Source organism: Actinophytocola sp., from assembly GCF_036378875.1.
Classification (GTDB): domain Bacteria; phylum Actinomycetota; class Actinomycetes; order Mycobacteriales; family Pseudonocardiaceae; genus Actinophytocola.
This window is the reverse complement of the sequence record NZ_DASUVO010000053.1, coordinates 1-26898: the sequence shown is the minus strand read 5'-3', so window position 1 is coordinate 26898 and position 26898 is coordinate 1. Positions and strand designations below refer to the sequence as shown.

Below are 26898 nucleotides of genomic sequence, written 5' to 3'. Positions count from 1 at the left end.
CGCCGCCATGTCGCGGTCGTGTCGCAGGAAACCGGCGCCACCGCCACGCCGTGCCGATCTTGTCGATACTGGACGGGTGGCGTCGATTCTGCTCATCGAGGACGATCCGCTGGTCCGGCGCGGGCTCCAGCTCGCGCTGAGCCGGCACGGCCACGAGGTCCGCACGGCGGACACCGGTGAGGAGGGCCTGAGCGAGCTGCGGACGACCACGCCGGACCTGGTGGTGCTCGACCTGATGCTGCCCGGCATCGACGGGGTCGAGGTGTGCCGCCGCATCCGGGCGACCAGCGAGCTGCCGGTGATCATGCTGACCGCCCGTGGCGACGACTTCGACGTCGTGGACGGCCTGGCGGCGGGTGCGGACGACTACGTCGTCAAGCCGGCGCGGCCCACCGTGCTCGACGCGCGGATCCGCGCGGTGCTGCGCCGCAGCACCAGCGCACCCGACGGCGTGCGGGTGCACCGCGACCTGCGCATCGACACCACGGCACTGACGGTGTCCGCGCACGGTGAGCCGGTGACGCTGACTCCGACCGAACTGCGGCTGCTGCTCACCCTGTCCCGCGCGCCCGGCCGCGTGTTCAGCCGCCAGCAGCTGCTGGAAGAGGTGTGGGAGCACGACTATCTCGGTGACTCGCGACTGGTCGACAACTGCGTGCAGCGGCTGCGGGCGAAGATCGAGACCAACCCGGCGACCCCGGAGTACGTGCAGACGGTGCGCGGGTTCGGCTACCGGTTCGGACCGTTGTGAACAGGCGGCTGTGGCCGCGCGGGCTGCGTGCCCGGCTGCTGGTCGCCTTCGTGCTGGTGACGGTGCTCGGCGCCGCCGCCGCGGCCTGGTCGAGCGCAGGCTCGGCGAGCACCGCGCTGGTCACGTCCACCGAGCAGCGGCTCACCGAGTCGATCGCCGGCCAGATCGCCGCGGTCGCACCCCAGCTGACCTATCCGCCGGACCAGACCGCGCTCGACCGGCTGCGTGCGGCCGTCGGCTCGAACACGCTGGTGACCTACCGGGACCTGCGATCCGCGGACGGCGCCGGCGTCGCCCTGGTCACCGACGCGTTCCGCACCGCCGTCCGCACCAGGAACCGGCTTGTCACGCAGCGGATCACCGCTGACGGCAGGCCGTGGCTGCTGGTCGGCACCCCCGTCACGATCACCGCGCTGGACGGCACGCGCACGCCGTCCGGCATCGAGGTGTACGCCGTGCGCGACCTCACCGGGGTCGAGCAGCAGCTCGACCGGCTCACCAGGTCCGCGGTGGTCACCTCGGCACTGGCGCTGCCGGCGGCTTTGCTGCTGGCGTTGCTGGCCGCGCGCAGCGTGCTGCGTCCGGTGCGCACACTCCGGGACACCGCGCGTCGGTTGGCCGCGGGAGACCTGGACGCGCGGTCGCCGCCCCGGGGTGCCGACGAGTTGGCCGAGCTGACCGTCACCATCAACGAGATGGCCGAGTCGGTGCAGTCGTCGATGGCGTCGATGCGGCGGATGCAGGCCGACGCCAGGAGGTTCGCCGCCGACGTCTCCCACGAGCTGCGTACCCCGCTGAGCACGCTGACGGCGGTGGTCGAGGTGCTGGCGACGTCGACGGACCAGATGACACCGGATGCCAAGGAGTCCGCGCGGATGGCGATCACCGAGACCCATCGGCTCGTCCAACTGGTGGAGGACCTCATGGAGGTGTCCCGTTTCGACGCCGGCACCGCCCAACCGCGCGTGGAGGAGGTCGACGTGGACCGTGCGGTGCGGGACTGCCTGCGCGCCAGGGGCTGGCTGGACCGCGTCGAACTGGTGGCACCGAACGACATCACGCTGCGAGTGGACCGGCGCAGGCTGGACGTCATCGTGGCCAACCTGGTCGGCAACGCGCTGCGGCACGGGAAACCGCCGGTGCGCGTGCGCGTCCGGACCGACCGAGAGCACGTGTGGGTCGAGGTCACCGACAGCGGGCCCGGCCTGCCCGGCCACGTGTTGCCGCACGTGTTCGATCGCTTCTACAAGGCCGACGCCGCGCGGACCCGCACCCCGGGCAGTGGGCTCGGGCTGGCGATCGCGCTGGAGAACGCCCGCCTGCACGGCGGCGACCTCACCGCGGGCAATGCGGACGGCGGCGGTGCGCGGTTCGTGCTCCGCCTGCCACGGGAGGGCGTGTGAAGCGGATCTTTCTGGCGGCGATGGTGGTACTGCTCGCCGGCTGCGGCGTCCAGCCCTCCGGGGTGACCGACCAGGGTGAGCCCCCGACCGGCGTCGCGCCAGGCGTGACGCTGTACTTCGTCGACGCACGCGGCGAGCTTTCGCCAGAGCCGCGGGGAACCGACGGCCTCGGCACGATCACCGAGGCGCTGGCGCTGCTGCTGTCCGGGCCCGGCGGGTCGGACCTGCGCACACAGATCACGTCGACCGACGTGACACGGGTCCTCGTGGACACCGAGCCGGGCCTGATCCAGCTGCGGGTGCCGCTTGCCACCTACGAGGTGACCCCGCTGGGCATCGACCAGATCGTGTGCACGGCGCTCGGCGTCCACGTGCAGAGCGGCGGGTCGAGGACCACGCGGGTGCGGGTGAGCTTCACCTCGGACACGCCGGAATCGGACAAGGAGCGGACCTGCCCGCTGATCAGGTGAGCTCGGTGATGTCGATCGTGGGTGGCGCCGGGTCCGGCAACGCCAGCCACAGCACGGCCAGGCCGATCATGACGGCCGCGAAGGCGAACAGTCCACCTCGTCCCCGCGCCCACGTGGCACGGAACCGGATCGGGTCCTCGACCAGGAACTTCGACAGCACGGCAAGGCCGATCGACACGACGATCGTCCACTGTGGTGGGAACAGCACGAGCACGGGCCAGTGCCACAGGTACAGGCTGTAGGAGATCAGCCCCAACCAGCGCAACGGTGGCCAGGCAAGAACCGTGGCGACCACGGTGTGCGGTGCCAGCACGCACAGCCCGATCAGCAGCGCGGCGGCCAGCGAGTGCGCGAAGAGCCCGCCGGTGAACAGCCACGACGAGGCCACCCCGTCGACGAGCACCCACGCCGTGCCCATGCCGACCGCCAGCAACGCCAGCACGACTCCGGTGAAGCGACCGACCACACGGGCCAGCACGGCACGCACCGGGCCGGTCGCGACCGCGGCGCCCAGCAACAGCGAGAACGCCCGCGTGTCGGTGCCGGTGTAGACCCTGGTCGGATCCGCGGGGTCGACCAGCATGACCATACCGACCAGCGAGCCGACCGAAGCCAGGCCCGCGACCACCGCGACCCCGCGGTGCCCCCACCGGGCGATGCCCAGCAGGAGCACCGGCCACACCAGGTAGAACTGCTCCTCGACCGCGATGCTCCACAGGTGCTCGAACACCCGGGCCGACCCGAACCGGTCCCAGTAGCTCGCCGACTCCGCGAGCAGGTGCCAGTTGACCAGGTTCAGCTGCACCCACGGGCCGTCCGCGAGCGTCGTCCGCACCACGTCCGGCGGCGCCACCGCCCAGACGAGCACGGCGACACCGGCGAGCATCGTCGCCAGCGCGGGCAGCAGGCGCCGGATCCGCCTGCCCCAGAAGGCGACCAGCGACACGCCGCCGGTCGTGTCGATCTCCCGTAACAGCAGGTCGGTGATGAGGTAGCCGGACAGGGCGAAGAACAGGTCCACCCCGAGGAAACCGCCGGACAGGTAGCCGGTGTGGAACACCAGCACACCGAGGATCGCGATCCCCCGCAGTCCGTCCAACGCGGGCAGGTGCGCCTTGCGCCAGGTTGTCGGTCGCGGGTCGTCGGTCCGCTGAACACGCGTCATGGCACCGACTGTGGTGCGCCCGTGTGCCGGTGCCGTCCACCTCGTGTCGCAGTCCTGTCGCAGCCAACGGGCCCCGGCGGGGTGCGATGGAGGACGCCTTACTCACGCTGGGCGTGAGCAAGGCGTCCTCATCGGGCTGGCGCTCAGGATGTCCGGCGCAGTAGGAGCAGGCTGCGCGGAGCCAGCGTGTAGCCGGTGCCCGCCTGCAGGACGGGCGTCGGGCGGGCCGGGACGCCGGTGGGCTCGACCGAGTCGACGACCGGCACCCAGGACACCCCGTAGCGCCTGTCCGGGAGGGAGAACGGCTGCGGCTCCCACCACGCGTTGCACAGCAACAGGAACGTGTCGTCGGGCTGTGGGTCGCACGTCATCGGGTCGAGCAGAACCGCGCCGTTGAGCCACATCCCGACCGTGAGCGTGCCCGAGCCCCACCGCTCGTCGGTCATCGGGGTGCCGTCCACCGAGAACCACTCGACGTCCTTGCCGAGTCCCGCGTCGTTCTCCTCGCCGGTGAGGAAGACACGGCGCCGGAACACCGGGTGTGCCCTGCGCAGACCGATCACGAGCTTGCTGAACTCGAGCAGTTCCTGCCGTTCCTGGTCCAGGTTCCAGTCGTACCAGGAGATCTCGTTGTCCTGGCAGTAGGCGTTGTTGTTGCCCTGCTGGGTGCGGCCGATCTCGTCGCCGCCCAGGATCATGGGCACGCCCTGGGAGAACAGGAGGGTGGCGAGGAAGTTGCGGCGCTGGCGGGCGCGTAGGGCGACGATGTCCTGGTTGTCCGTCGGTCCCTCGGCGCCACAGTTCCACGACCGGTTGTCGTTGCTGCCGTCGCGGTTGTCCTCACCGTTGGCCTCGTTGTGCTTTCCGTTGTAGGAGACGAGGTCGGTGAGCGTGAAGCCGTCGTGCGCGGCAAGGTAGTTGATCGACGCGTCCGGGGTCAGGTCCTTGGCCTGGAACACGTCACGCGAGCCCGCGAGCCGGGTCGCCAGCTCCGCGCTGCTCGTCTGCGCCCGCCAGTAGTCGCGAACGCCACCGCGGTAGCGGTCGTTCCACTCGCCCCACGGCGGCGGGAAGTGACCGAGGAAGTAGCCGTCGCCGGTGTCCCACGGCTCGGCGATCAGCTTGGTGTCGGTCAGCGCCGGATCCTGGTACAACAGGTCCAGGAAGGACGACGCCCGGTCCACCGACACGGTGTCGCGGGCCAGTGCCGACGCGAGGTCGAACCGGAAACCGTCGACGTGCATGTCGGTGACCCAGTAGCGCAGGCTGCTGGCGATGATCCGGAGCACCTCGGCCTCGCCGGTGTCGAGCGTGTTCCCGGTGCCGGTGTAGTCCACGTAGGACCGTGGGTCGCCGGCGGCCAGCCGGTAGTACGTCGGGTTGTCCAGGCCGCGGTAGGCGAGCGTTGGTCCGTCGGAGGTGCCTTCCGCGGTGTGGTTGAACACCACGTCCAGGATCACCTCGATCCCGGCGGCGTGCAGCGCGGCCACCATCGCCTTGAACTCGTTGACCTGCTGACCCCGGCTGCCGCTGGACGAGTAGGCCGCGTGCGGGGCGAAGAAGCCGATGCTGGAGTAGCCCCAGTAGTTGGTGCGACCCTCTTGCAGGAGCCGCATCTCCGGGACGAAGTGGTGCACCGGCATCAGCTCCACCGCGTTCACTCCCAACGCGGTGAGGTGGTCGATGACCGGGGGTGACGCGAGGCCGGCGTAGGTGCCGCGCTGGGTCTCGGGCACGTGTGGGTGCCGCATCGTCAGCCCGCGCACATGGGTCTCGTAGAGCACGAGGTCCGACAGCGGGACCCCGAGCGGCTTGTCGTTGCGCCAGTCGAACGACGGGTCGACCACGACGGACCTCGGCACGTGCGGCGCCGAGTCGCGGGTGTCGATCCCGTCGCGGTTGCCAGGGGCATGGGTGACGACGGACTCGTCGGCGTCGAACCGCCCGTCGATGGCCTTCGACCACGGGTCCAGCAACAGCTTGGCCGGGTTGGCCCACAGCCCGCCATCGGGCTCCCACGGCCCGGACATCCGGTATCCGTACCGTTGCCCGGCACGGATACCGGACACGTGGACGTGCCAGACGTTGCCCGTGCGAGCGGTCAGGGGGATCTGGGTCTCACCCCCGGCCTCGTCGAACAGGCACAGTTGGATGGCACCGGGCGCGGCAGAAGTCGAGTAGACGGCGAAGTTCGTGCCCTGGGAGTCCAGTGTGGCCCCCATCGGGAACGGCTTGCCGGAGGTGAGATCCACTAGTCGTACCCTCCGAACATGAACAGCGAGAGGTTCTCGTCGCTGGGGTTCATCAACCCGTGCAGGTTGCCGCCCTTCAGCATGGCGAAGTGCCCGGCCCGCAGCGTGCGGACCTCCATGCACCGCTCGCGACTGTCCAGTTTGCACCAGTCGCCGACCACCATCAGGCCGGTACCGTCCAGCATCAGGAAGATCTCCTGGTTGTCGCGGTGCCGGTGCAGGCCGATCCCGCACTCGGGCAGCACGATGTGCAGGTCCATGTAGTTCACGGCCATGAACGGCTCGACGCTGACGTTTCCCTTGTTGCCGAAGGCGTCGAACTCCCACGGCATGACGGTGCGTTCGAGCTCGCGGGAGCCGGCGTACCGGCCGTAGTTCGACAGCAGGTTGCGGTACTCGAGGTAACCGACGCCGCCGTGCGGGTTGGGGCTGAGCCCGACCCCGAGGTAGTTGTCCCAGCCGCGGACCACCATGTTGAACTCGTAGTGGTAGTTGGCGCTGTCGTTCGAGTCCCACACCGACTCGGACTCGTCGCTGAACGCGATCTCGACATGCAGCGGCAGTATCGGGTGCATGGTGTTGTCCGGCGCGACCTCCGTCAGGTACCTGCCGTCGAGGCCCTCGCGGTCGAAGTCCGATTTGGACCCCTGGACGAGGTCTCTGCGCACCTGGAGCTCGCCGGTCCGCAGCGCCTCCTGACCGCGGCTGTCCAGGCGGTCAGCGAGGTTGTCGCCGGGGTAGCCCCACAGCTCCACCTCGTACCGGTCGGTGATCTCGTTGTACGGCAGGGTGATCGTCTGTCCGGGCCGGTCACCGACCCGGACGAACGCCTTGATCCGCGCACCGAGGGCGTGCCCGGCACGTTGGGACAGCACCGAGTCCGGCCCGCCCCGGTAGGAGATGCGCAGGAACGGTCCGGTCCAGTCCGCGACCGCGGCCTCACCCCGGACCAGGAACGTGTCGGTGGTGTGGAAGCCTGCCACGTTCTGCTTCTGGAAGTCGGTCTTGTTGTCCTGGACCGTCGGGTCCAGGATCCCGTGGTCGGGTCCGGCAGGCCCGTACAGCGTCAGGTCCGCGATCGGGAACAGGTACTGCAGCTGCTCGGCGAGATAGACCTCACGGGACGCGGCGAGGCGCACCTGTGACATGTGGTCCAACAGCGTGCGCAGCGGGTTGCGGGCGTTGTACGTGGGTGTGGTCCCGGGCTGGACGTCGATGACCACATCGGAATGCACGATTTCCACGGCGGTTCCCCATCAGGCGGTGTGGTAAAGGAATGCGACGAACTTCAGCGGCTCGGGGCCCGGGTTCCGGATGCCGTGGATGCCGCCGCTCTTCGTGAAGATCACGTGACCGGGGGAGACCGGCACCTCCTTGCACGGCTGCGGTCCCAACCCGTAGATCCACCGTTCCACGGTCGGGAACTGCTCCGTGCCCGGCATGTCGTCCTCACCGAGGTAGGCGAGACCGGAGCCCGACACGATGTAGTAGAGCTCCTCGGTGCCGATGTGCTGGTGGGTGCCCTCCACCGCGCCGGCGGGCACGGTGACCTCGTGGAAGAAGACCAGCGACCCGCCAAGCTCCCGCTGGAACAGCCAGCGCATCTCGATGATGTTGTTGTCGGACGTGTCCGGGTTGCCCTCGTCCATCATCGGGTTGCGGTAGCGCACCGGCTCGACCTGGTTGGCGTCCACGAGGAAGTCGCGCTGGAACGTCAGCTCGTAGTTCGAGTCCTTGACGGTGTTCGCGCTGTCGCTGGGGTTCGGCGAGTTGGGCACCTCGTGCGAACGCATGTAGGCGTTGTCCCAGACGATGTCGTCCACTCCGATGTGGTACCCACGCGGGATCTGCACGGCGTTCTCGCGGAAGGCCAGCTCGACCTTCTTCAGCGTGTCGAGGTCCTTCAACGCCGGCACGAACTCCGAGAGTCGCGTGATCTCGTTCTGGTAGCCCATGAGGGGGAGCACGGTGAAGTCGTGACTGCTGCCCACCGGTGGTTCCAGGTTCTCCCAGATCTCCACGTAGTAGGCGTCGATCCTCGGGTCGTAGTGCAGCGGCACGATGGCCTCGGCCTGGTTGCCGGCATCCTCGGGCAACACCCTCACCCAGCACTGCAACTGGTCCTTGAGGTACCTGTTCTTCTCGCGGATGCCCTCGATCAGCCGGCCGGCACGGTACTCGATGCGGATGATGTTGCTGTAGTAGGCGCCGTCGAGGAACACCTCGCCCTTCATCACGCAGATGTCCAGGGCGTTGCGGACCTCCTGCACGTTGTAGCGGTAGCGCGGGCTGCGCGTCGCGCTCAGCGAGTAGGCGTGATAGACCCGGTCCGGGAAGAACACCACCTTGAAGACGCTGTTCTCAGGTGTGTTGAAGATGTCGTTGAATTCGGTTCTCATGTCACACCCGCCCCAGCAGGATGTCGGCCACCCGGAACGAGTTGGCCTGGATGGTGAGGGTCGGGTTGCCGCCGCCCGAACTCGGCATGAACGACCCGTCGGTGACGTAGAGGTTGTCGAAGTTCCATGCGCGGCAGTCCTTGTCGAGCACCGAGTCCTGCTGGTCGGTGCCGAACCGCGCGCCACCCAGGATGTGGTTGGCCATCCGCGCCGGCGCGTTCGACGCCTGCCAGATCGCGCCGTGCGAGAAGTCGGACCCTTCCGGACCGACGCCCTTGCGCAGGACCTGGTCGCACTGGTCGGCCAGCGTGTTCATCAGGTAGATGTCGTGGCTGTGCCAGCCCTTGAGGATGTGCGCCGCCTTGCGCCCCCACTTGTCGGTGACAGTGGGGTGTAGCTGGATGCGGTTGGTCCGCTGCGGCACCTGGTTGGCCATGAACGCCAGCGACAGCCTGCTGCCCACGTTGGTGTCCAGATAGGAGATCAGGCGCTCGCCGATCAGCGAGGTGTCGTTGATGAAGCCCTGCCAGATCGTGTCCAGGTCCTGCGCGCCGTGCGTGCGTCCCAGCGCGAGGGGCAGTGCCTCGTCGGAGGTGTTGTTGTAGATGGCGCCGCCTGCCCACAGCCCGAACTCGCGAAGGAAGTCGTCGCTCGCGCAGTGGTCCGTGGCCCAGTCCGAGTCCAGCGAGATCGACTTGTCGAACCGTCCGGGGACGATCGCCTGGCCACCGCCGAAGCAGTGGGTCAGGAAGTAGGTCCCGAGCAGCCCGTTGCCGTTGATACGGCCACCGAAGTTGCCGTCCGCCTCGGCCGAGAGCAGCAGCAGGCGCACCGACTCGATGGCCGAGCACGCCACCACGACGGCGTTACCGGTCACAGTGCGAGACTCCCCGCCCGCGCTGATGTAGTTGACCCTGGTGACCCTGGCGCCACCGTCGGACTCCAGCGACGTCACAGTACAGTTTGGACGCAGCTCGAAGTTCGGCAGCTGGCTCACGGGGCTGAGCAGGGAGACCCACGTGTTCGACTTGTAGCCGAGGGGATCCCCGTAGCGGTTGACGAACGCGGTGCGCGAGTCTCCCGCGGTGCGGCCGCTCGGCGGGTGGTCGCGGGTGATCACCGCGAGCGGCGTGCGGTAGCGCGCCATGCCGAGCGCGTCGAACCCGTCCGCCGCGAACTTGCTGATCGGGTTGGGATCCAGCGGCGGCTGGTAGTGGTCCACACTCGCCCACTTGAGCTGGTTCTCGCGGGTGCCGTTGATACCGACGAGTTCCTCGGCCTTGCAGTAGTACGGTTCGAGCTCGTCGTAGCTGATCGGCCAGTCCCGCGACTCGCGCTCGACGTCACCGTTCGGGTCGTCCCGCAGGTCGGTGCGGCCGGCGTTGAAGCTCGCCAGCCGCAGGTCCGTCGGGGTGAACCGCAACGACACCCCGCCGTAGAGCTGGGTGCCACCGCCGACGACCTGGGCGGTGTAGCCCTCGATCGTGGCCTTGTCCTGGCCGTTCACGTCCCGGTACACGTGCGGCTCGTCGTTGACGTCCGGCTCGACGTGGCTGCCGTAGTAGGACTCCCCGTCGTTGGCCACGCCAGGGACGTGGATGATCTTCTCCGGGCCGGTCGAGAACATCTCGTCCCGTTTGAACCCGGACAGCCCGGTGGGATCCTGGTACTGCGGCTGGATGAGCGGACCCTTCTCCAACACGAGCACGCTCTTGCCGGCCTTCGCCAGGATGTTCGCGATCGGGGCGCCGCCGGCCCCGCTGCCGATGATGACGACGTCGAAGTTGGTCTGAGTGCTCATCCGCGGTAGTCCAAACTGGTCCCGAGGGGCGGCTCGGTGATCCGCTCCCAGTCGAAGAGGGTCGTGCCCGTTTCTGGGTCGGTGTAGCGGCTCTCCAGGTACGCCCAACCCACGGCGCCCACGTTCCCGCCGTACTTGGGGTGTGAGAACGCGCCCTCGTAGGCGTGGCGGCGCAGCAGCTTCAGGAAGAACGCCGGGTTGCCGTACGCGCTGTAGTCCCACCCCGGCACGTCGTTGCCGGCCATCTGGGCGTACAGGTCGTCGTACACCTCGTTCGGCATGTCCCTCGGCTCCGCGAACGGGTAGCGGGACCGCACGACCTTGTCGATCTGCACCAGGCACAGTCGGTAGTCCACCAGTCGGTGGTTCTCCTGTTTGGCCACCAGCTTGTCGATGAAGTTCACCACGCCGACCGGTTGGTCGAGCCGGAAGGCCTTGGCGAACTGGGTCTCCTTCTCCGCCTTGGTGAGCGTGTCGTGGTAGCGCCTCAGGAAGTTCTGTCCCAGTTCCGTGTGGAAGGGCAGGATCCGTTCGGTCATGCGGCCGAGCAGCGTCAGTTCCCAGTCCTCGAAGATGACCGGGACGACACACAGGTCGGTGAAGAACCGCGACCAGGTCTTCCCGTTGTCCAGCACGACACGCTGCGGGTTGACCGGGTCGAGCACCGGCTCACCGTCCACAATGAACCGGTAGGTGTGCACCTGGGCCTTCGGCAGGACGACGGTCAGTGCGAACAGCGGTTCGTCGGCGATCCGCCGCAGCTCGACGGGTTCGAACAGCGTGGAGAACGTCCCGATCACGGACACCGACTGCGGGGTCGGCCGGTCCGGGAAGACGGGATAGACGAAGGTGACCGAGTTGAACCCGTAGTTCGCCACGAAATTCGAGCCGTCGGCCCAGGCGTCCACGACGGGAAATCGCCAGCTCTCGGCTATGAAATTTCTCGGATCGTCCGCGGGAAACTGGCCGTAGTCGTGGCGAGGATCCCGGAAAGAACGAGCCAGGTACTTTGCGCAGTTGTTGAGGACGTAGGTGTCCCCGCGGTCGACGACTTTCACGCAGGCCTCCTTGTTTTGGCCGTACGGTCCAGCGCCCCCGCCTACGGTCTTACCATTGGTGAAAGCGCTCTGTCCATTGCGGGCGTCCGTCCCAACCCATCGGGGAATTCGCGCCTACACTCCGCGTTTCACCGGTTTCAGGTGAGGTGGGCCTGGTATCCGCCCCCGGCGGCGGTGTCCCGTCATCCGGGTGAACAGGACAAGCCGGTCCGAATGCCCTCAACGTGTTGTCGTACACCCATTCGGGTCGGGCGTACGCAGGGTTACGTGTGAAGAGTAGTTTCGCGGACGCGAATCGATCACTGGAAGGGGTGGATCCTATGCCTGCGGTGGCCGGCGTGGCGGGCGTGGTCAATAGTGAAGCTGGCAACCAGGGGCCGCGACGCTTAGACGTTGACCGAGCCAACCGGTCGAGTTGCGCGGATCAGGGATACTGCTGCCGCAATTGGCGATCCGTTGTCCGAGAACCCGGAGCGACAGTTGACGAATTCATGGTTCGATGACCTTGCGATCGGAAGTGGGATTTCGTTTCCGGTCGAGCCGGAGCCAGCGGAGGGACCGGCCGACCAGTTGCCGATCGACTCCCTCGACGTCAACGGCTCGCCCCGAATCGCCGGTGAGGACGTCGACCACGTCGCGGTGCTCGCGAGCGTGGGAACGGAACTGCCCCCGATCATCGTGCGGCGCGCGACACGATGGGTCATCGACGGCCGGCACCGGCTGCGGGCGGCCGAGTTGCGCGACGAGGCGACCATTCCGGTCCGGTTCTTCGACGGCGACCAGCGTTCCGCGTTCGTGCTCGCGGTACGCATGAACATCGACGGGGGCCTGCCGCTGTCCCTCGCCGATCGCAAGGCCGCCGCCGCCCGGGTCGTGTCCTGGTACGCCTGCTGGTCCGACCGGCTGATCGCCTCGATGACAGGGCTGTCCCCGCACACGGTGAGCGAGGTGCGGCAGCGGGCGAACGGCGAACACCGGGCGAACGTCCGGATCGGCCGGGACGGACGCATCCGTCCGATGGACATCGAGAGCCGCAAGCTCGTCGCCCGCGAGGCCCTGATGGACGATCCGAACCTGTCACTGAGGCAGGTGGCGAAGAAGGCGCGGATCTCGCCGGAGACCGCGCGCGTGATACGCGCCGACCTGTTTCGCAAGGACGTTTCGGCCCCACTCCCTGTCGACGTGCCCCAACAGGCGGTGGTCGGGCAGCACGTCGGCATCGGCAACCTGTGCGCGGATCCCTCACTCCGACTGACCGAGGCCGGCCGAATGCTGCTCCGCCTGTTCAATGCCCACGTCGCGAGCAGGGGCAACTGGTCCGCGATAGCGAACACCGTGCCCGAGCACTGCCGACCCGCGGTGGCGCAGATAGCGGTTGACTGTGCCGTCTTCTGGCAGTCCCTGGCGAATCGCCTGTCTCGGGAGGTCGGCGGCTCGATGTGACCACGCGGCCGCCCCCGGAGTACGCGGCTGTCTTGTCCTGGCCGATGAGGAGACGATGGTGAGCATTCCCGAGGTCGAACCCTACGACCTTCCGCCCGGCGACCGGCCACAGAACGTCGTCACATGGACTGTCGACCCGGCACGCGCCGTGCTGCTGGTGCACGACATGCAGCACTTCTTCCTGAGGTTCTTCCCGGACGTGGTTCGACAACAGCTCCTGCACAACGTCGCCGCCTTGCGCGACCGGTGCCGCGCGGCGGGGATACCGGTCGCGTACACCACACAGCCGGGCCGCATGACCACTGCTCAACGTGGCTTGCTGCGCCACTTCTGGGGGAACGGCATGACCGACAGTCCCGCCGATCGCGATGTGGCGCCACCGTTGGAGCCGGCGCCATCCGACTGGGTGTTCACGAAGTGGCGCTACAGCGCCTTCTGCCGATCCGACCTGGCGGACAGGATGCGCGACAACGATCGCGACCAACTCATCGTGTGCGGGATCTACGCGCACATCGGGGTGCAGGCGACGGCCGTAGACGCCTTCTCGAACGACATCCAGCCCTTCGTCGTGGACGACGCCATCGCTGACTTCTCGGCCGGCCACCACCGCGCCGCCACGCGGTTTCTGACGGAACAGTGCGCTGCGGTCATCTCGACCGGTGAGTTCCTTCCATGACGGGCGGGTGGGAAGTCCTGGACCGCGTGCTGGCACCACAACCACCCCCGTTCGCACTGCTCCTGCGCGCCGGATCGGCCGGTCCGGACCACATCGACATCCTGGTCGGCGAGCTGTCCATCCCCGAAACGCTTGCCAACACACCGGGGCACAAGCCGACGTCAGGTCACCAGGTGTTGCTGTTGCTGCCCTACCGCCAGCTCGCCGAACGCGGCTTCGAGCACATCGACGACGGTGCTCCCCTCATCGCCCTGCGCGTGACCGGCGAGGCCACCCTGCCCGTGGCCGACGTCCTCCTCCGCCTGCCCCTCTGTCCGGCCAGACTGGCACACCAGCGCTTCGACCCGGACGACGACGCCTACGCGTGCTCGGTCGAGCGTGTCATCACCGAAGAGATCGGTCGGGGGCGAGGTGCCAACTTCGTCATCAGGCGGTCGCTTCGTGCCGATATCGTGGACTTCGACGTCCGTCACGCGTTGACGATCTTCCAGCGCCTGTGCCAGCGTGAGGCCGGCTCCTACTGGACGTTCCTCGTGCACACCGGCGAACGCACGTTCGTCGGAGCGACTCCCGAGCGCCATGTGAGTCTGCGCTCCGGGGTCGCGGTGATGAACCCGATCAGCGGCACCTACCGGTATCCGGCGACCGGCCCCACGTTGACGGGCACGCTGAGATTCCTGGACAGCGGCAAGGAAACCGACGAACTGAACATGGTCGTCGACGAAGAGCTGAAGATGATGGCGCGGATCTGCCCGACCGGGCCGCGCGTGACCGGACCGTACCTGCACGAGATGAGACGCGTCTCGCACACGGGATATCTCATCGAGGGCCGCTCGGACCGGGACCCGCGACGGATCCTCCACGAGACGATGTTCGCACCCACGGTGACCGGCAGCCCGATTGAGAACGCGTGCCGAGTGATACGGCGGCACGAGTCTCGCGGACGCCGTTACTACAGCGGGGTGGTGGCGCTGATCAGCGGCGACGAACGCGGTGCGCCCGTTCTCGACTCCGCCATCATGATCCGAACCGCGGAGATCGACAGCGCGGGACACCTGGAGGTCGGCGTGGGCGCGACCATCGTCCGTCACTCGGATCCGGCCGCCGAGGCCGCCGAGACACGCGCGAAGGCGGCGGGGCTACTCGACGCGTTGGTGGGTTCCCGCGGTCCTCGGCCCGAGTTCCCAGCGCCCTGTCCACCTGCCGAGCCGCTTCGCGGTCATCCGGTGGTGCGCGCCAGGCTCGCTGACCGCAACACGGGCCTGTCAGGGTTCTGGCTGGCCGGTGCCTCGCCGCGGTTCGAACAACCGCCCGAGCTGGGCGGGCTGCGGATCGTGGTGGTGGACGCCGAGGACACGTTCACGACGATGATCGAGACCCAGGTGCGCGCACTGGGCAGCCAGGTGGTGGTGGCCCGACTTGGTGAGCAACTGCCTGATGCCTGTGACTTCGTCATCATGGGGCCAGGCCCTGGTGACCCCGGCGACCTGGACGATGCGAGGATCGGCCGGCTCCACTGGATGATCGAGCACCTGCTGGCCACCGGGCAGCCGTTCCTCGCGGTCTGCCTCAGCCACCAGGTGCTCAGCGCCAAGCTCGGCCTGGACCTGGTCCGTGGTGAGCGACCCCAGCAAGGTGTGCGTCGCACCATCGACCTCTTCGGCTCCCTGGAGCGAGTCGGGTTCTACAACACGTTCCACGCGCGCAGCCCGCACGACAGCTTCAGCCGGGTGGACATCGGCCCGGTGGACGTCAGCCGGGATCCGCTTACCGGAGAGGTTTTCGCGTTGCGGGGCAAGCGGTTCGCGTCTGTGCAGTTCCACCCGGAGTCGGTTCTCACCGAGAACGGCCCGCGGATCTTCGCCACTCGGATCAAGGAGGCACTGGAATCATGATGGCAACGGTGGTGTGGTGGGACCTGGCCGCCTCCAGCCAGACCATCGACACGCTGGGCACCTACCTGCGTGAGGAAGGCATCGCGCCGTGGGAGGACGTGCCCGGCCTGCGGCTGAAGTTCTGGATCTCGGACCGGGCGACGAACCGCTGGGGGGCCGTCACGCTGTGGGAGGACTCGGCGGAACTCGCCCCCCAGCTTCCCCCGCAACGCGCGTCCGAGCTGATCGGCTACCCACCCACCGAACGGATGCGGTTCGAGGTCGAGGCGGCGGTCGGGGGCGTGCCGGCGAGCCAGGACCCGCTGGTTCCAGGACAGTGTGCGCCCCGCGCCCGGTGGGGCCGTGGCTGAGCGGATGTCGACGTTGGACGAGCCGCCTGGGGATCCGATCGTGCTGCTGCGCACCTGGTTCCAGGCCGCGGTCGACCTGGGGGTCCGGGAACCGGGAGCGTTCGCGCTCGCCACCGCGTCCGGCGCCGGTCGAGCGTCCAACCGCACCGTCCAGGCCCTCCGCACCACGGACCGGGGCCTTGTCTTCACCACGCATGCGAACAGCAGGAAAGGACACGACATCGCGACCACCGGCTGGGCTTCGGCGGTGCTGTACTGGCGGGAGTGCGGCCGGCAGATCGTGCTCGGCGGTCCGGCGGTCCGGCTGCCCGACCACGAGTGCGACGCGTTGTGGTTCGACCGCCCCGCCGAGGCACGGGCGATGTCGTTTCTCGCCCGGCAGGGCGAGCCGCTCGAGGACGAGCGAATCCTGCGGGCCCGTGCCAGGGAACTGGCCGAATGCGGCACGGTCCTGCGCAGGCCGGACACCTGGGCCGGCTACGAGTTGGTGTGCCACGAGGTGGAGTTCTGGCAGGCCAGTTCGGACCGGCTACATCACAGGCTGCGCTACGACCAACTCGACGACGGATGGACCTTCCGGCGGTTGCAGCCTTGATCCGTCCTCACACGTGCATCGACCCGTGCGCCGCCACCACGGCACTGCCGCCCACCTGGACTCGGCTGATGCCACGACGGTCGCCCTCGACCCGCGTGTACATCCTCGACCGCCGGGACATCTCGACACCCTGCTCGATGCGGATCAGCCTGCCGAGTCGGATCATGCCGTACCGGATGAGGTGGACGGCCAGCGGCCCGGCGGCTGACCCCGTGGCCGCGTCCTCGACCACGCCGTACGCGGGGGAGAACATCCTCATCCGCCACGCGGCTCCCGCGCCGGCGAAGCAGTTGACGGCCACGTCCGGCAGTTCGGCCAGCGCGCGATGGTCCGGTCGAAGCCCCGACAACGCGGCCACATCGTCCACGCCGACATACACATGGCGCGGCCCGTTGCGGTAGACGTCCACAGGCAGCGTCGAAGCTGTCAGCCCGAGAGCGGTGAGGAGCTCCTCGGCCCGGTCGTACGGCTCCCATCTCGGGATCGGCTGTGCCATGACCCCGAACGCGGCGCCCGCACCGTGCTGGAGGTCGAAAGGAACAATGCCCATGCCCGTCTCCAGCAGCACCCGGTCCGTGTTCGTCATCTGGCCGAGCAGGATCGCGGTGCCCAGCGTCGGGTGGCCGGCGAACGGCAACTCGTTGACCGGCGTGAAGATGCGGACCTCGGCATCGCCTCCGCCGCGCGCCGGAAACACGAACACCGTTTCGGACAGCTTCAACTCCCTGGCCACGGACCGCATCTGGGACTCCGACATCCCGGCGGCGTCCGGGAACACCGCAACCGGATTGCCGGCCAGCGGCCTGTCGGTGAAAACGTCGACCACCACGTAGTCCCGCATGGGGCGACCGTACTCGACGGGGCCACGTCACAGCTGACCGTCCAACTGAGAATCATCACCGACCTGCCGTCGTGCTGACCCTCCCAGTTGGACACTGGACGCCCAGCCCCGGCGCGCTGTACAAAGCCGGCGGAAACGCTCTTGTTCGCCACGAAGGAGAGAGATGGCCGAAGAGGAGTTGCGTCGCCGGAACCGGGCGGTGGTCGAGGACTATCTCGGCAGGTACGGCGAGAACCGGCTCACCAGATACCTCCTGTTCACTCAGGACGGCAGCGCGGGCCTGTACACCTCGGACACCGAGGAGCCGATCGTCTCCAGAGGACACGAGAAGTTGAGGGCACACGGCGAGTGGTCGCTCCGGATGTTCCCGGACTGGAGGTGGTTCAACATCAACGTCTTCGAGACCCAGGACCCGAACTGGTTCTGGGCGGAGTGCGATGGTGAGGGGAAGATCCTTTACCCCGGATACGACCCTTCCTTCTACCGCAACCACTTCCTGCACTCGTTCCAGTTGGACAACGGTCGAATCGAGACGCAGCGGGAATTCATGAACCCGTTCAACCAGCTCAGGGCCCTCGGTATCGAGGTCCCCGTCATCCAACGCGGTGGCATACCCACCTGATTCCGGCTGGAGGCCCCTGTATGAAGATCGACCTCGCCGCGGTGCGGACCGCGACCGAGCACATCACCGGCGCCTGGCGGGCGCAGGCACTGTACACGGCGGTCAAGCTCCGGCTGCCGGACCACATCGCCTCGGGCCACACGACCGACCGCGAGTTGGCGCGGGCGGCCGGTACCGACGAGGTGGCGGTGCAGCGCCTCATGCGGCTGCTGGTGGCGATGAAGGTGTTCGAGGGCAACGGGACCAGCGGATACCGGAACACACCGGTCAGCGTCGTCCTGTCGGACCAACCCGGCTCGATGCGGGACATGTGCCTGCTGCACGGCGAGGAGTACTACGCTGCGTGGGCACACGCCTTCGAGGCCATCACGACGCAGCGCTCCGGCTTCGAACTGGCCTTCGGTATGCCGTTCTACGCCGGCATGGGACAGAACAAGGACCTGTCGGATCGGTTCCAGTCGGCGCTGAAAGCGGGCAACGGTTTCTTCGACTATGTGCCTGAGGTGTTCGACTTCTCCGGTAAGCACGTGGTCGACATCGCGGGCGGGACCGGGGAGCTGCTCTCGGTCATCCTGGCGGCGTCCCCCGGCTCGCGCGGCACCCTGCTGGACCGCGAGCACGTGGTGGCGCCCGTTCGGGAAGGTCTGCGGGCCGAATGGGGGGCGCAGCGCGTGGCCGTCGTCGGTGCGGACATGTTCGACGGCGTTCCCCACGGTGGCGACGTGTACGTGCTCAGCCGGGTCTTCGCCGGGCATTCCGACGAAGCTGTCACGCTTCTGCTCAAGGACGTCCGGCAGGCGATGGGCGCCCCGGACGCGCGACTGGTCATCCTCGACCGCTTCCTCGTGGACGAGGACAGTGCGCTGGTGCCGGCGATGTGGGACCTGCACCTGCTGATGATGGTCGGCGGCGGGCACCGCACGCTGGCCACGCTCCACACCCTGCTCGACCAGGCCGGCCTGACGGTGGAACGAACCGCGGAGCTGCCGATGGACTACACCGCCACGATCGTGTCCGCCCGCTGATGTGCGGCATTGTCGGTTGGGTCGACTATGTCAGGGATCCCGGCGCCCGAGGGGAGATCGTCGACCGGATGACCGGCACGATGGCCAGCCGGGGACCGGACGACACGGGCCGCTGGACAGGACCGAACGCCGCGGTGGGACATCGCCGACTGGCGGTCATCGACCCCGTGGGCGGCGCCCAACCGATGACGCTGACGACCCCGGCCGGCACCATAGTCCTGGTCTACAGCGGAGAGATCTACAACTTCGCCGAACTGCGGGCCCGGCTTGCCGGGTTCGGGCACCACTTCCGCACCGGAAGTGACACCGAGGTCGTGCTCCACGCCTACCTGGAGTGGGGCGCCGCCGCTGCCGAGCGGTTCAACGGCATGTTCGCGTTCGCGGTCTGGGACGAGCGTGACCGCCGGCTGACACTGGTCCGTGACCGTCTCGGTGTCAAGCCGCTCTACTACCAACCCACCGCGCACGGCGTGCTGTTCGGCTCCGAACCCAAGGCGATCCTCGCCCACCCGGACATCGACCCGATCGTCGACACCGAGGGGCTGCGTGAGCTCGTCGCGTTCACCATGACACCGGGCTGGGCGCTGTGGCGGGGCATGCGCGAGGTCCTGCCGGGCGGGATCGTCACCGTCACGGCAGAGGGGATCCAGACCCGCACCTACTGGTCGCTGCCCGTCAGGGAGCACCTCGACGACCTGCCCGCGACGGTGGCCTCGGTCCGGGACATGCTGGCCGACACTGTCCAACGTCAACTGGTGGCCGATGTCCCGCTCGGCATCCTGCTGTCCGGCGGACTCGACTCGAGCGCCATCACCGCGCTCGCCTCGGGTCGGCTGGCCGAGTCGGGCGAGCGGCTGCGGACCTACTCGGTCGACTTCGTCGGACGGGAGGAGAGCTTCGAAGCCGACAACGTGTGGGGCACCCCGGACTCGCCCTATGTGCGGCATGTCGCCGGCCTCGTCGGATCGGACCACTCCACGGTGGCGTTCCGGCCGGACGAGCTCGCCGATCCGACGCTGCGCCGCACCGTGATCGCCGCCCGAGACCTTCCCAACACGTTCGGGGAGATGGACACCTCGCTGTACCTGTTCTGCCGGACGATCCGGGAAGAGCGCGTCGTGGTGCTTTCCGGCGAGTCGGCGGACGAGGTGTTCGGCGGCTACGCATGGCTGCACGACCCGGTCACGGTCGACACGCCGACCTTCCCATGGCTCGCCTTCCGCAGCCCTCTCGGCGGAGAACGCGCGGCCCCGTTCCGGCCGGAGGTGCGCGCGCTGCTCGACATCGACACGTTCGTGGCCGACGAGTACGCGACGGCGGCGGCAGCGGTCGAACACCTGCCGAACAGCGGCGCCATCGAGCGACGCATGCGGTTGCTGTGCAACCTGCACCTGACCCGGTTCGTGCGGACGTTGCTCGACCGCAAGGACCGAATATCGATGGCCGTCGGCCTGGAGGTGCGTGTGCCCTATTGTGACCACCGGCTCGTGGAATATGTCTACAACGCGCCGTGGTCGATGAAGAATTTCGACGGCCGGGAGAAGAGTCTGTTGCGGCACGCGTGCGCGGACCTGCTCCCGGCGTCGGTGCTGGAGCGACGAAAGAGCCCGTACCCGTCCACCCAGGATCCGGTTTACGCGACCGCGCTCCAACAACAGGTCAAGGAATTGCTGACCGAGCCCGATCACCCGGTGTTCACCCTGGTCGATCCCGACTGGCTGACCGCCACCGCGGAACGGGACCTCACGCTGCCGAGCGACTCGCGGCACGCGGTGGACCGCGTACTGGACCTCTACCACTGGCTGGACCTGTACCGCCCGAATATGCGTCTGAATTGAGGAATCACCCAAAAGAATCGACCGAGACGACACGAAGAGGTGATAGGCAGAACTCGCGCCGATCATTTACGCGACATCATCTAGTATCGAGTTCGCTGGCCCGATGGCCCGCATTCTCAAGAAAGTCTGAGACGAGGAGTACGCGAAAAATGTTGACCACTGAACAGCAGCGCCTTATCGAGGACGAGTTCAAGACGCTCGACACGAACGGCGACGGCCGCGTCACGACCGAGGACTACGTCCTGCTCGCCGACCGTGTGTGCGCCAAGTTCGGCCATGCGCCGGGATCGCCCATTCACCAGAAGCTGACCACCGCTCTGAAGACGTGGGGCAGGCAACTGCTGGAGGAATCTGACACCGACAAGAACGATGCGATCAGCCGTGAGGAGTACGTCGCTACGCTGCAGCGCCGCACGGCAGAAGATCCCACCGCGTTCCAACGGAACAAGCCGGTCGTCGATGCCCTCTGGGAACTGATGGACACCGACAAGGACGGCACCATCAGCAGGGACGAGTACAAGAAGGTCCAGAAGGCCTTTGGTCTGTCGGACAAGGTCATCGACGAGACGTTCCAGCGGATGGACAAGGACCGCGACAACGTGGTGAGCCGTGACGAGGCCACGGCCTTCCTGTCGAGTTGGGGCGCGCGCAACTGACCGATGTCGTCTCCGAAATCGCACGGGCCGAGCCCGCGCTCCGGGTTCGGCCCGCGTCCCCGCCATCGTGACACGAGCGCTGCCGACACGGCGCGACCCTGGTGTGACGCGGTCGTAGTCGGTGGCGGATTCGCCGGACTTCGGTTCGACCAGAGCGGCGCTCGGGTGACCGGCATGACCGGAGGTCCGCCTGCCGCACCCGCCTCTACGACATGCCACCGGGCTACAGTCCCGAGTGGACGATCAACGTCCAGGTCACCCGCGCGCCCGACCAGCGGCGCGGTGACGGGGTCTTCGCCGTCGAGTCGCGGCGATGGTTGATCTGCGCGATCGGCGCGGGCGGCGAGCGAACGCCGACCGACGAGCAAGGTTTCCTCGAGTTCCTCCGGGGCCTGGACAATCCGATGGTTGCCGAGTGCGCCGAGCACGCGAAACCGGCCGGCGAGCTCTACCCGGGTGGTCAACCTCGGCAACCGCCGGACGCCGTTTCATCGGATGTCCCACCGGCCGGAGCGACTGATCGCCATCGGCGACGTCCTCTGTAGCTTCAACCCGCTCCATGGACAGGGCATGACAGTGGCGGCGATACAGGCCACCGTCCTCGACGGCTTGCTGAGTAAACGTCGCCGTACCGCCGACCTGACCGGCCTTGGTCGAGCCTTCCAACGCAGCGCCGCGCGGGGCCTATGCATGCCGTGGCAGCTGGCGCCCTGCTCGGACCTGGGCTGGACCGGCGCCGCCCCCGGGCTTGCCGGCCGCTACTTCACCCGCCTGCTCAACTCGATTCCCAACGACGCCACCGTCTACCGCCGCTTCTACCGGTCGCGCAGATGGTCGAGCAGCCCAGCACCTTGTTCACACCACGGATTCTGCAGGGCGCCCTTCGTGGGGCTCGGTTCCGTTAAGGACGCGCATCATCCGCTTCCGTAACCGTGAGTGCTGGCGAACCCGACGAGGATGTTGGCGACGGCGGCGGCAAACCGCTCCAGGTCGGCGAGGTCGGCGTATTCGCCGGGGGCGTGTGCGTTGTTGCGGTCCAGCAGGCCCGGCCCGAAGACCACTGTGGACGTACTGGGCCGCCCGTGCATCCAGATCGCGTCACAGGAGAACGACGGCTCGTCGTCGGGCCATCGCACCAGGCCCGCCTCCCGGCCGAGCAGGTCGTCGCACCACTGGTCGCATCCGGTCAGCGTCGGCAGCCCACGCTTGTGCCAGTCCACAGTGGTCACGTGGGCGGCGTCCTCGGCCGTGCGGGCGAACTCCTTCGTCGCGCCGAACCGGGCGGTGAACACTTCGAGCCCCTCCGCCACGGCCGCGTGGACCGCCGACTCCAGCCGCGCACCGGACTCTGGCGAGTCGTAGGCCACGTTCAGCAGTAGCTCACCGGTCCCGTACACCCGGTTGTGCATCCGTCCGGTGTGGAGTCCGGCGACACACAGTCGTGGCTCGCCCGTCCTCGCGGCGAGTGCCACCCCGAGGTGCTGGGCGAGGAAACCCAGCAGCACGGTGGCGTTGTGGCCGGCCTCCGGCCGGTCGTCGACGGCGTCGACACCGCGCACCCGGACGCAGGCGGTCATCGCGGCCGTGGCCCTCGGCAGGTAACGCAGGCCGGTCGGCTCGCAGAAGACGTTGAGGCGGCCATAGTACCCGGCCTCGACCAGGGGTCTGGTGCCGATCGTGCCCATCGCCCCGCCCTCTTCAGCGGACACGGCCTGGATCAGCACGCCGATGTCGCGCCCGATCGACGGCTCCGCGGCCGCCGCGGCGCGGATGCCGGCCAGCAGGGCGACCGCGGGACCTTTCGCGTCGATCGCGCCGCGGCCGGTGAACCGTGTGCCGTCGAAGGTCACCGGCTCCATTCCGGACACGGTGTCGAGGTGCACGTTGAACATGACCGTCGCCGCGGTTCGCAGTGTGGGGCCGAGGCGGAGCACGAGGCTTGGCTGGGAGTGGAGGAAGCCGGGTATCTCCCCGACCGCCTGCCGGACGGCGAGCGGCACGTCGTCACGCAACGCCCAGTCCGCGCTCGCCGGGCCGTGGCGAACGGCGGCCATGCCGAGCCTGGCCGCCGCGACGGCATAGGCGTGCTGTGCTTCCCACAGCCGGGGTGGCGCGCTGTCCTGGCCGGTCTCCAGCGGACCCGCGGTGGGCAGGCGGAGCAGACGTAGCAACAGTTCTCGCTCGACGTCGAGCAGTGGGACATGCGTGGGTTGGTTCACGCTGCCACCGGTTCTGGCACGAGCCGGCGCATGGCGGTGAGCGATCGCATGAGCCTCCTCGTGTCGCCACTTTCCGGCCACTCCGTCGCGCCGGAGAATTGCGCGCCGGCCGGGGAGTGTCAACCGATCAGAGCGGGTTTCCCGAAATGGGTGAACTTGCGTGTTGATCGACCGAAGAGCGGGCGAGATGCGGGGGAAGTGTGTCTAAAGTCAACGTGGCCGTTCTGGCCCGATCTCCGGGAGGTGTGTTGGCGGTGGCGTTCTTCTCGCATTTCTCAGTCGTGACCGCCGCGGCGAGTGCGTGCGCACCCTCGCCATCCCGATCTACCCGCACCTGACCGACGCGGAGGTCGAACGCGTCGCCGACGCCGTCGTCGAGTTCGCCACCGCGAACGCGACGGCCTGAACAGCGAGGAACGAACCCGTGCAACCACTCGGACAGCGAACGGTCCTCCCGGCGCCTCGCCGGGGCGAGCCGACGAGCGACGAGATCGAGCGCGAGTGGCGACGCCGTGCTCGCCGTGCCGGCCTCGCGCGCGTGATGCGGGCGTCCCAGCCGGAAGCGCTGGCCGCCGCGGTCACCGTGGCGACCGAGCGGCAGCTCGCCGCTCACTTGCGCGCGGTGGAGTGCCGGCTCAGGCGACCCCTGCGCGGCGCGCTGGAGGTCGGGTGCGGCATCGGTCGGCTCACGCCGACGATCGCGGCCCTCGCCGAACGGGTCCTGGCCGTCGACATGACCGAGGAGATGCTCGTCGAGGCGCGGATCGCGTGTGCGGGGCTCGCCAACGTCACGTTTCACCAGTGCACGGCGCAGCGGCTTCCCGTGTGCCGGCCGCCCATGGACGTGGCCGTCTGCGTGTGGGTGCTCATGCACGTGCTGGACGACGAGGGGCTCGCCGAGGCCTGCCGGCGCATCGCCGCCTCCGCCACGCACCTTGTGCTGGTCGAGTACGACCACGCCGCCGCCCCGGTCGGCCGGTACGCGAGGCTGCGCACCCTCGAGGAGTACCTGGCGATGCTGCCGGGTGCGACGATCGTCGAACGTGGCGAGGTGTACCACGGCGGCGACCGGTCCTTTTCCGCGCTCGTCTCCCTGGACCAGTCATGACCGCGACGCTCACCACGGCCTCGTGGCGGGCCTATGCGCGGCTGGCCAAGCTCGACATCTTCGACTACTACCTCAGCGCCCTGGTGGTCTGGAGCCTGCTCGCCCCGGCGGCCCGGGTGGACGGCCAGCACCTCACGGTGCTCGGGACCTTCCTCGTCGGGGAGGTCCTGCTGATGGCGACCCTGGTCGCGCTCGACGACCGCACCGGCTACCACGACGGCAGCGACCTGGCCAACCACGGCGTCGACGCGCAGGCCGGGCGGTTGCACCGCAAGCCGTTGCTGGCCGGCACCCTGACCGAACGGCAGGTCGTGCGGTTCGCCGTGCTGACGGCCGCGCTCGGCGCTCTACTGTGGATCGTCGCGGTGGTGGCGGCGCCGCACCGGCCGATGTGGACACTGGTGGTCATCGTGGTGACCATCGTGTTCTACCCGCAGTACTCGTGGGGGCTCAAGGTCAGCTACCGCGGGTTCCAGGAGGTGTACGTCGCGGCGTTGGGGTGGGCGCTGTTCCTCGCCCCGTACGGCCTTCTCACCGGTCACGCACCCGGTTTCGTGGTCGTGCAGGCACTTCTGTTCGGTCTCGGCCCGCTGCTGTTCGGGGTGTACTCGAACACCAACGACGTGGAGGGGGACCGGGCCGTCGGCCGCCTGACCGTCGCCGCGCTGGCCTCGCCGCGGGGCAACGCCGTCTTCGTCGGTCTGGTGTCCCTCGCCGAGCTCGCGCTGATCCTGTGCGCGCCGCTCGCCGGTGCGCCTGGCTGGTTCCCGCTCGTCATGCTGCCCACGATCCTGTTGCGTGCCAACCAGTACCGCCTCGGCTTCCGCCGGCTCGACATCCTGCGTGCCCGCCGGCTCGGCGGGTGGGTCCACCGGGTCACCGTGCTGACGCTGGTGACCGTGAACCTCCTGGGAGGCCGCTGATGGCGCACGACTACGCCGGCGACTGGGTGCCACATCTGTGCTCCGCACAATCACGGAGGGAACCGGTATGAGGCGGTGGACCTGACATGGCCACGGTGGTGACCCCGGCGAGAACCGGGTACGTGTACGACAACGGCAGCGGACGCTCGGCCGACCTGCACCGGCTGTGGCGCGAGGCGTACGACCCGATCACCGTCAGCCGGCTGCGCGGCACCGGCGTCAGCGCGGGTTGGCACTGCCTCGAGGTCGGCGCTGGCGGCGGCAGCATCGCCGTGTGGCTGGCCGGCCGGGTGACGCCGGCTGGGTCCGTGCTCGCCACCGACATCGACACCCGCCAGATCCCCGCCGCGCCGGGACTGACGGTGTCGCAGCACGACATCGCGCGGGATCCGTTGCCGGAGAGCACGTTCGACCTGATCCATGCCCGCACCGTGCTGTGCTGGCTGCCGGAGCGGGAGGCCGTGCTGCGGCGACTCGTGCGTGCGCTCAAACCCGGCGGTGTGCTGCAGATCGACGAGGTCGACACCAGCCACACGCCGCCGTTGGTGACCCCGGACGACCGGTCGCGGGCCATCTACGAGACGTACCTGCGGGCCAAGGCCGACGTGTGGGCGGCGGCGGGCGCCGACGGGACGTGGGCATGCCGGGTGCCCCAGGCGATGCACGACGCCGGACTGTCCGGTGTGGACGTGACGTCGTTCGTCGAGCCCTGGCACGCCGGGTCCGCGGGCCTGCGGTTGCAGGCTCTGCACACCATCCACGCCAGGGAGCGGTTCATCGCCGCGGGCATGAGCGACCGGCAGCTCGCGGAGGTGCGGAGTGTGATGGGACATCCCGACTTCCGCGCCTCGTCGACCGTCTTCTACTCCGTCCAGGGCCGGTGCCGTGGCTGAGCCGGTTCGCACGCCGCACGTAACCGGGTGGCTGCGCCAGGTGGCAGTCCTCGATGGCCACACATCAGCCTCGCCGAGGTCGAACGGCACGCCCATGGACCCGACGGGAAGGTCTGCCGGCGGACCCTCGCGCGCCTTCTGGCCAGTCCAGCGTGGACAGTGACACCGACACCGACCTGCACGACCGCATCGAACGCATCTGGTCAACCCTCATGCGCACGCCCCCACCCCCGGTCGGCCCACCCCGAGACCAGTTGCGACACACGATCGGCGCACTGACCGCGCACTGACCCACCACTCGACAGCTGTCGGCGGGCATGGTCGAGCAGCTCGCCGACGCCCGCTGCCGAGTGGGCGCCGCCGAACACGTAGTGGTCCGGTCGGGCTAGGACCGCCTCGCACGAGCGTCGGCGCGGATGCCCTGGCACATGCTCTGCGCCAGGAACGGTGGGGTCATGTGTGCCGCGTCGCCGAGGAAGAAGAGTCTGTCCACTCGCCACTGTTTCAGGGTCCAG

26 protein-coding genes are annotated in these 26898 nt (G+C 68.5%); 17 read left to right on the top strand and 9 right to left on the bottom strand.

The features are described from left to right. Positions 1 to 76 precede the first annotated feature (76 nt). From VF106_RS15935 to VF106_RS15925, 3 genes are read left to right on the top strand one after another with little or no spacing between them, the layout of a single operon-like run. A complete protein-coding gene (locus VF106_RS15935) occupies positions 77 to 751 on the top strand; it encodes a response regulator (protein WP_330840490.1) in 675 nt (224 codons plus the stop codon). Then, positions 748 to 2154 (top strand): ATP-binding protein, encoded by a 1407-nt coding sequence (locus tag VF106_RS15930; RefSeq protein ID WP_330840489.1) that lies wholly within the window; start codon positions 748 to 750, stop codon positions 2152 to 2154. The genes VF106_RS15935 and VF106_RS15930 overlap by 4 nt, the downstream gene beginning before the upstream one ends. Beyond that, complete coding sequence (locus tag VF106_RS15925; protein ID WP_330840488.1) at positions 2151 to 2624, top strand: hypothetical protein; 474 nt, start codon at positions 2151 to 2153, stop codon at positions 2622 to 2624. Before VF106_RS15930 ends, VF106_RS15925 begins: the two co-directional genes overlap by 4 nt. Here the strand turns inward: VF106_RS15925 and VF106_RS15920 are convergent. The 6 genes from VF106_RS15920 to VF106_RS15895 all read right to left on the bottom strand — a co-directional run bounded on the left by VF106_RS15920 (position 2617) and on the right by VF106_RS15895 (position 11299). After that, the gene (locus VF106_RS15920; RefSeq protein ID WP_330840487.1) at positions 2617 to 3789 is read right to left on the bottom strand and encodes an acyltransferase family protein; all 1173 of its coding nucleotides are present in this window, start codon (positions 3787 to 3789) and stop codon (positions 2617 to 2619) included. The genes VF106_RS15925 and VF106_RS15920 overlap by 8 nt on opposite strands. A gap of 143 nt (positions 3790 to 3932) precedes the next feature. After that, complete coding sequence (glgX, locus tag VF106_RS15915) at positions 3933 to 6041, bottom strand: glycogen debranching protein GlgX (protein WP_330840486.1); 2109 nt, start codon at positions 6039 to 6041, stop codon at positions 3933 to 3935. Next, a complete protein-coding gene (locus tag VF106_RS15910) occupies positions 6041 to 7285 on the bottom strand; it encodes a cupin domain-containing protein (protein WP_330840485.1) in 1245 nt (414 codons plus the stop codon). Before VF106_RS15910 ends, glgX begins: the two co-directional genes overlap by 1 nt. Positions 7286 to 7297: 12 nt before the next feature. Then, complete coding sequence (locus tag VF106_RS15905; protein ID WP_330840484.1) at positions 7298 to 8440, bottom strand: cupin domain-containing protein; 1143 nt, start codon at positions 8438 to 8440, stop codon at positions 7298 to 7300. A gap of 1 nt (position 8441) precedes the next feature. Beyond that, positions 8442 to 10241, bottom strand: a complete 1800-nt coding sequence (locus VF106_RS15900) for a GMC oxidoreductase (RefSeq protein WP_330840483.1) — start codon at positions 10239 to 10241, stop codon at positions 8442 to 8444. Continuing rightward, positions 10238 to 11299: a gluconate 2-dehydrogenase subunit 3 family protein gene (locus VF106_RS15895; protein WP_330840482.1), complete on the bottom strand. Its 1062-nt coding sequence runs from the start codon at positions 11297 to 11299 to the stop codon at positions 10238 to 10240. The genes VF106_RS15900 and VF106_RS15895 overlap by 4 nt, the downstream gene beginning before the upstream one ends. A gap of 570 nt (positions 11300 to 11869) precedes the next feature. On the opposite strand from VF106_RS15895, the gene VF106_RS15890 reads away from it, so the two are divergent. From VF106_RS15890 to VF106_RS15870, 5 genes are read left to right on the top strand one after another with little or no spacing between them, the layout of a single operon-like run. After that, on the top strand, positions 11870 to 12742 hold the full coding sequence (locus VF106_RS15890) for a ParB/RepB/Spo0J family partition protein (protein WP_330840481.1): 873 nt from the start codon (positions 11870 to 11872) through the stop codon (positions 12740 to 12742). A 58-nt stretch (positions 12743 to 12800) separates the two neighbouring features. Next, entirely contained in the window at positions 12801 to 13418 is a 618-nt protein-coding gene (locus VF106_RS15885) for an isochorismatase family protein (protein ID WP_330840480.1), read from the top strand. Beyond that, positions 13415 to 15313, top strand: a complete 1899-nt coding sequence (locus VF106_RS15880; RefSeq protein WP_330840479.1) for an anthranilate synthase family protein — start codon at positions 13415 to 13417, stop codon at positions 15311 to 15313. The genes VF106_RS15885 and VF106_RS15880 overlap by 4 nt, the downstream gene beginning before the upstream one ends. Next, positions 15310 to 15663, top strand: coding sequence for a hypothetical protein (locus VF106_RS15875; RefSeq protein WP_330840478.1), 354 nt, complete (start codon positions 15310 to 15312; stop codon positions 15661 to 15663). Before VF106_RS15880 ends, VF106_RS15875 begins: the two co-directional genes overlap by 4 nt. After that, the gene (locus VF106_RS15870; protein WP_330840477.1) at positions 15656 to 16258 is read left to right on the top strand and encodes a pyridoxal 5'-phosphate synthase; all 603 of its coding nucleotides are present in this window, start codon (positions 15656 to 15658) and stop codon (positions 16256 to 16258) included. Before VF106_RS15875 ends, VF106_RS15870 begins: the two co-directional genes overlap by 8 nt. A gap of 7 nt (positions 16259 to 16265) precedes the next feature. Here VF106_RS15870 and VF106_RS15865 read toward each other — a convergent pair whose 3' ends face one another. Continuing rightward, positions 16266 to 17099 (bottom strand): PhzF family protein, encoded by an 834-nt coding sequence (locus VF106_RS15865; RefSeq protein ID WP_330840476.1) that lies wholly within the window; start codon positions 17097 to 17099, stop codon positions 16266 to 16268. A gap of 163 nt (positions 17100 to 17262) precedes the next feature. Here VF106_RS15865 and VF106_RS15860 point away from each other — a divergent pair, with 163 nt between their 5' ends. From VF106_RS15860 to VF106_RS15840, 5 genes are all read left to right on the top strand, one after another. Beyond that, positions 17263 to 17721, top strand: coding sequence for a PhzA/PhzB family protein (locus VF106_RS15860; protein WP_330840475.1), 459 nt, complete (start codon positions 17263 to 17265; stop codon positions 17719 to 17721). Between the two features lie 20 nt (positions 17722 to 17741). Beyond that, positions 17742 to 18746, top strand: coding sequence for a methyltransferase (locus VF106_RS15855; protein ID WP_330840474.1), 1005 nt, complete (start codon positions 17742 to 17744; stop codon positions 18744 to 18746). Beyond that, positions 18746 to 20584: an asparagine synthase (glutamine-hydrolyzing) gene (gene asnB, locus VF106_RS15850; protein WP_330840473.1), complete on the top strand. Its 1839-nt coding sequence runs from the start codon at positions 18746 to 18748 to the stop codon at positions 20582 to 20584. The genes VF106_RS15855 and asnB overlap by 1 nt, the downstream gene beginning before the upstream one ends. A 149-nt stretch (positions 20585 to 20733) precedes the next feature. Continuing rightward, positions 20734 to 21240, top strand: a complete 507-nt coding sequence (locus VF106_RS15845; protein ID WP_330840472.1) for an EF-hand domain-containing protein — start codon at positions 20734 to 20736, stop codon at positions 21238 to 21240. 212 nt (positions 21241 to 21452) lie between these two features. After that, a complete protein-coding gene (locus VF106_RS15840) occupies positions 21453 to 21785 on the top strand; it encodes a hypothetical protein (RefSeq protein WP_330840471.1) in 333 nt (110 codons plus the stop codon). A 369-nt stretch (positions 21786 to 22154) separates the two neighbouring features. Here VF106_RS15840 and VF106_RS15835 read toward each other — a convergent pair whose 3' ends face one another. Further along, positions 22155 to 23459: a M20/M25/M40 family metallo-hydrolase gene (locus VF106_RS15835; protein WP_330840470.1), complete on the bottom strand. Its 1305-nt coding sequence runs from the start codon at positions 23457 to 23459 to the stop codon at positions 22155 to 22157. A gap of 424 nt (positions 23460 to 23883) precedes the next feature. On the opposite strand from VF106_RS15835, the gene VF106_RS15830 reads away from it, so the two are divergent. The 4 genes from VF106_RS15830 to VF106_RS15815 all read left to right on the top strand — a co-directional run bounded on the left by VF106_RS15830 (position 23884) and on the right by VF106_RS15815 (position 26673). Beyond that, on the top strand, positions 23884 to 24567 hold the full coding sequence (locus VF106_RS15830) for a class I SAM-dependent methyltransferase (RefSeq protein WP_330840469.1): 684 nt from the start codon (positions 23884 to 23886) through the stop codon (positions 24565 to 24567). Next, on the top strand, positions 24564 to 25490 hold the full coding sequence (locus VF106_RS15825) for a UbiA family prenyltransferase (protein ID WP_330840468.1): 927 nt from the start codon (positions 24564 to 24566) through the stop codon (positions 25488 to 25490). The genes VF106_RS15830 and VF106_RS15825 overlap by 4 nt, the downstream gene beginning before the upstream one ends. A gap of 86 nt (positions 25491 to 25576) precedes the next feature. Further along, the gene (locus tag VF106_RS15820) at positions 25577 to 26383 is read left to right on the top strand and encodes a class I SAM-dependent methyltransferase (RefSeq protein WP_330840467.1); all 807 of its coding nucleotides are present in this window, start codon (positions 25577 to 25579) and stop codon (positions 26381 to 26383) included. Positions 26384 to 26535: 152 nt separating this feature from the next. Next, positions 26536 to 26673, top strand: a complete 138-nt coding sequence (locus VF106_RS15815) for a hypothetical protein (protein WP_330840466.1) — start codon at positions 26536 to 26538, stop codon at positions 26671 to 26673. A 95-nt stretch (positions 26674 to 26768) separates the two neighbouring features. Here the strand turns inward: VF106_RS15815 and VF106_RS50885 are convergent, their stop codons facing one another. Further along, the gene (locus VF106_RS50885) at positions 26769 to 26891 is read right to left on the bottom strand and encodes an FAD-dependent monooxygenase (RefSeq protein ID WP_414638976.1); all 123 of its coding nucleotides are present in this window, start codon (positions 26889 to 26891) and stop codon (positions 26769 to 26771) included. Between the last annotated feature and the right edge of the window lie 7 nt (positions 26892 to 26898).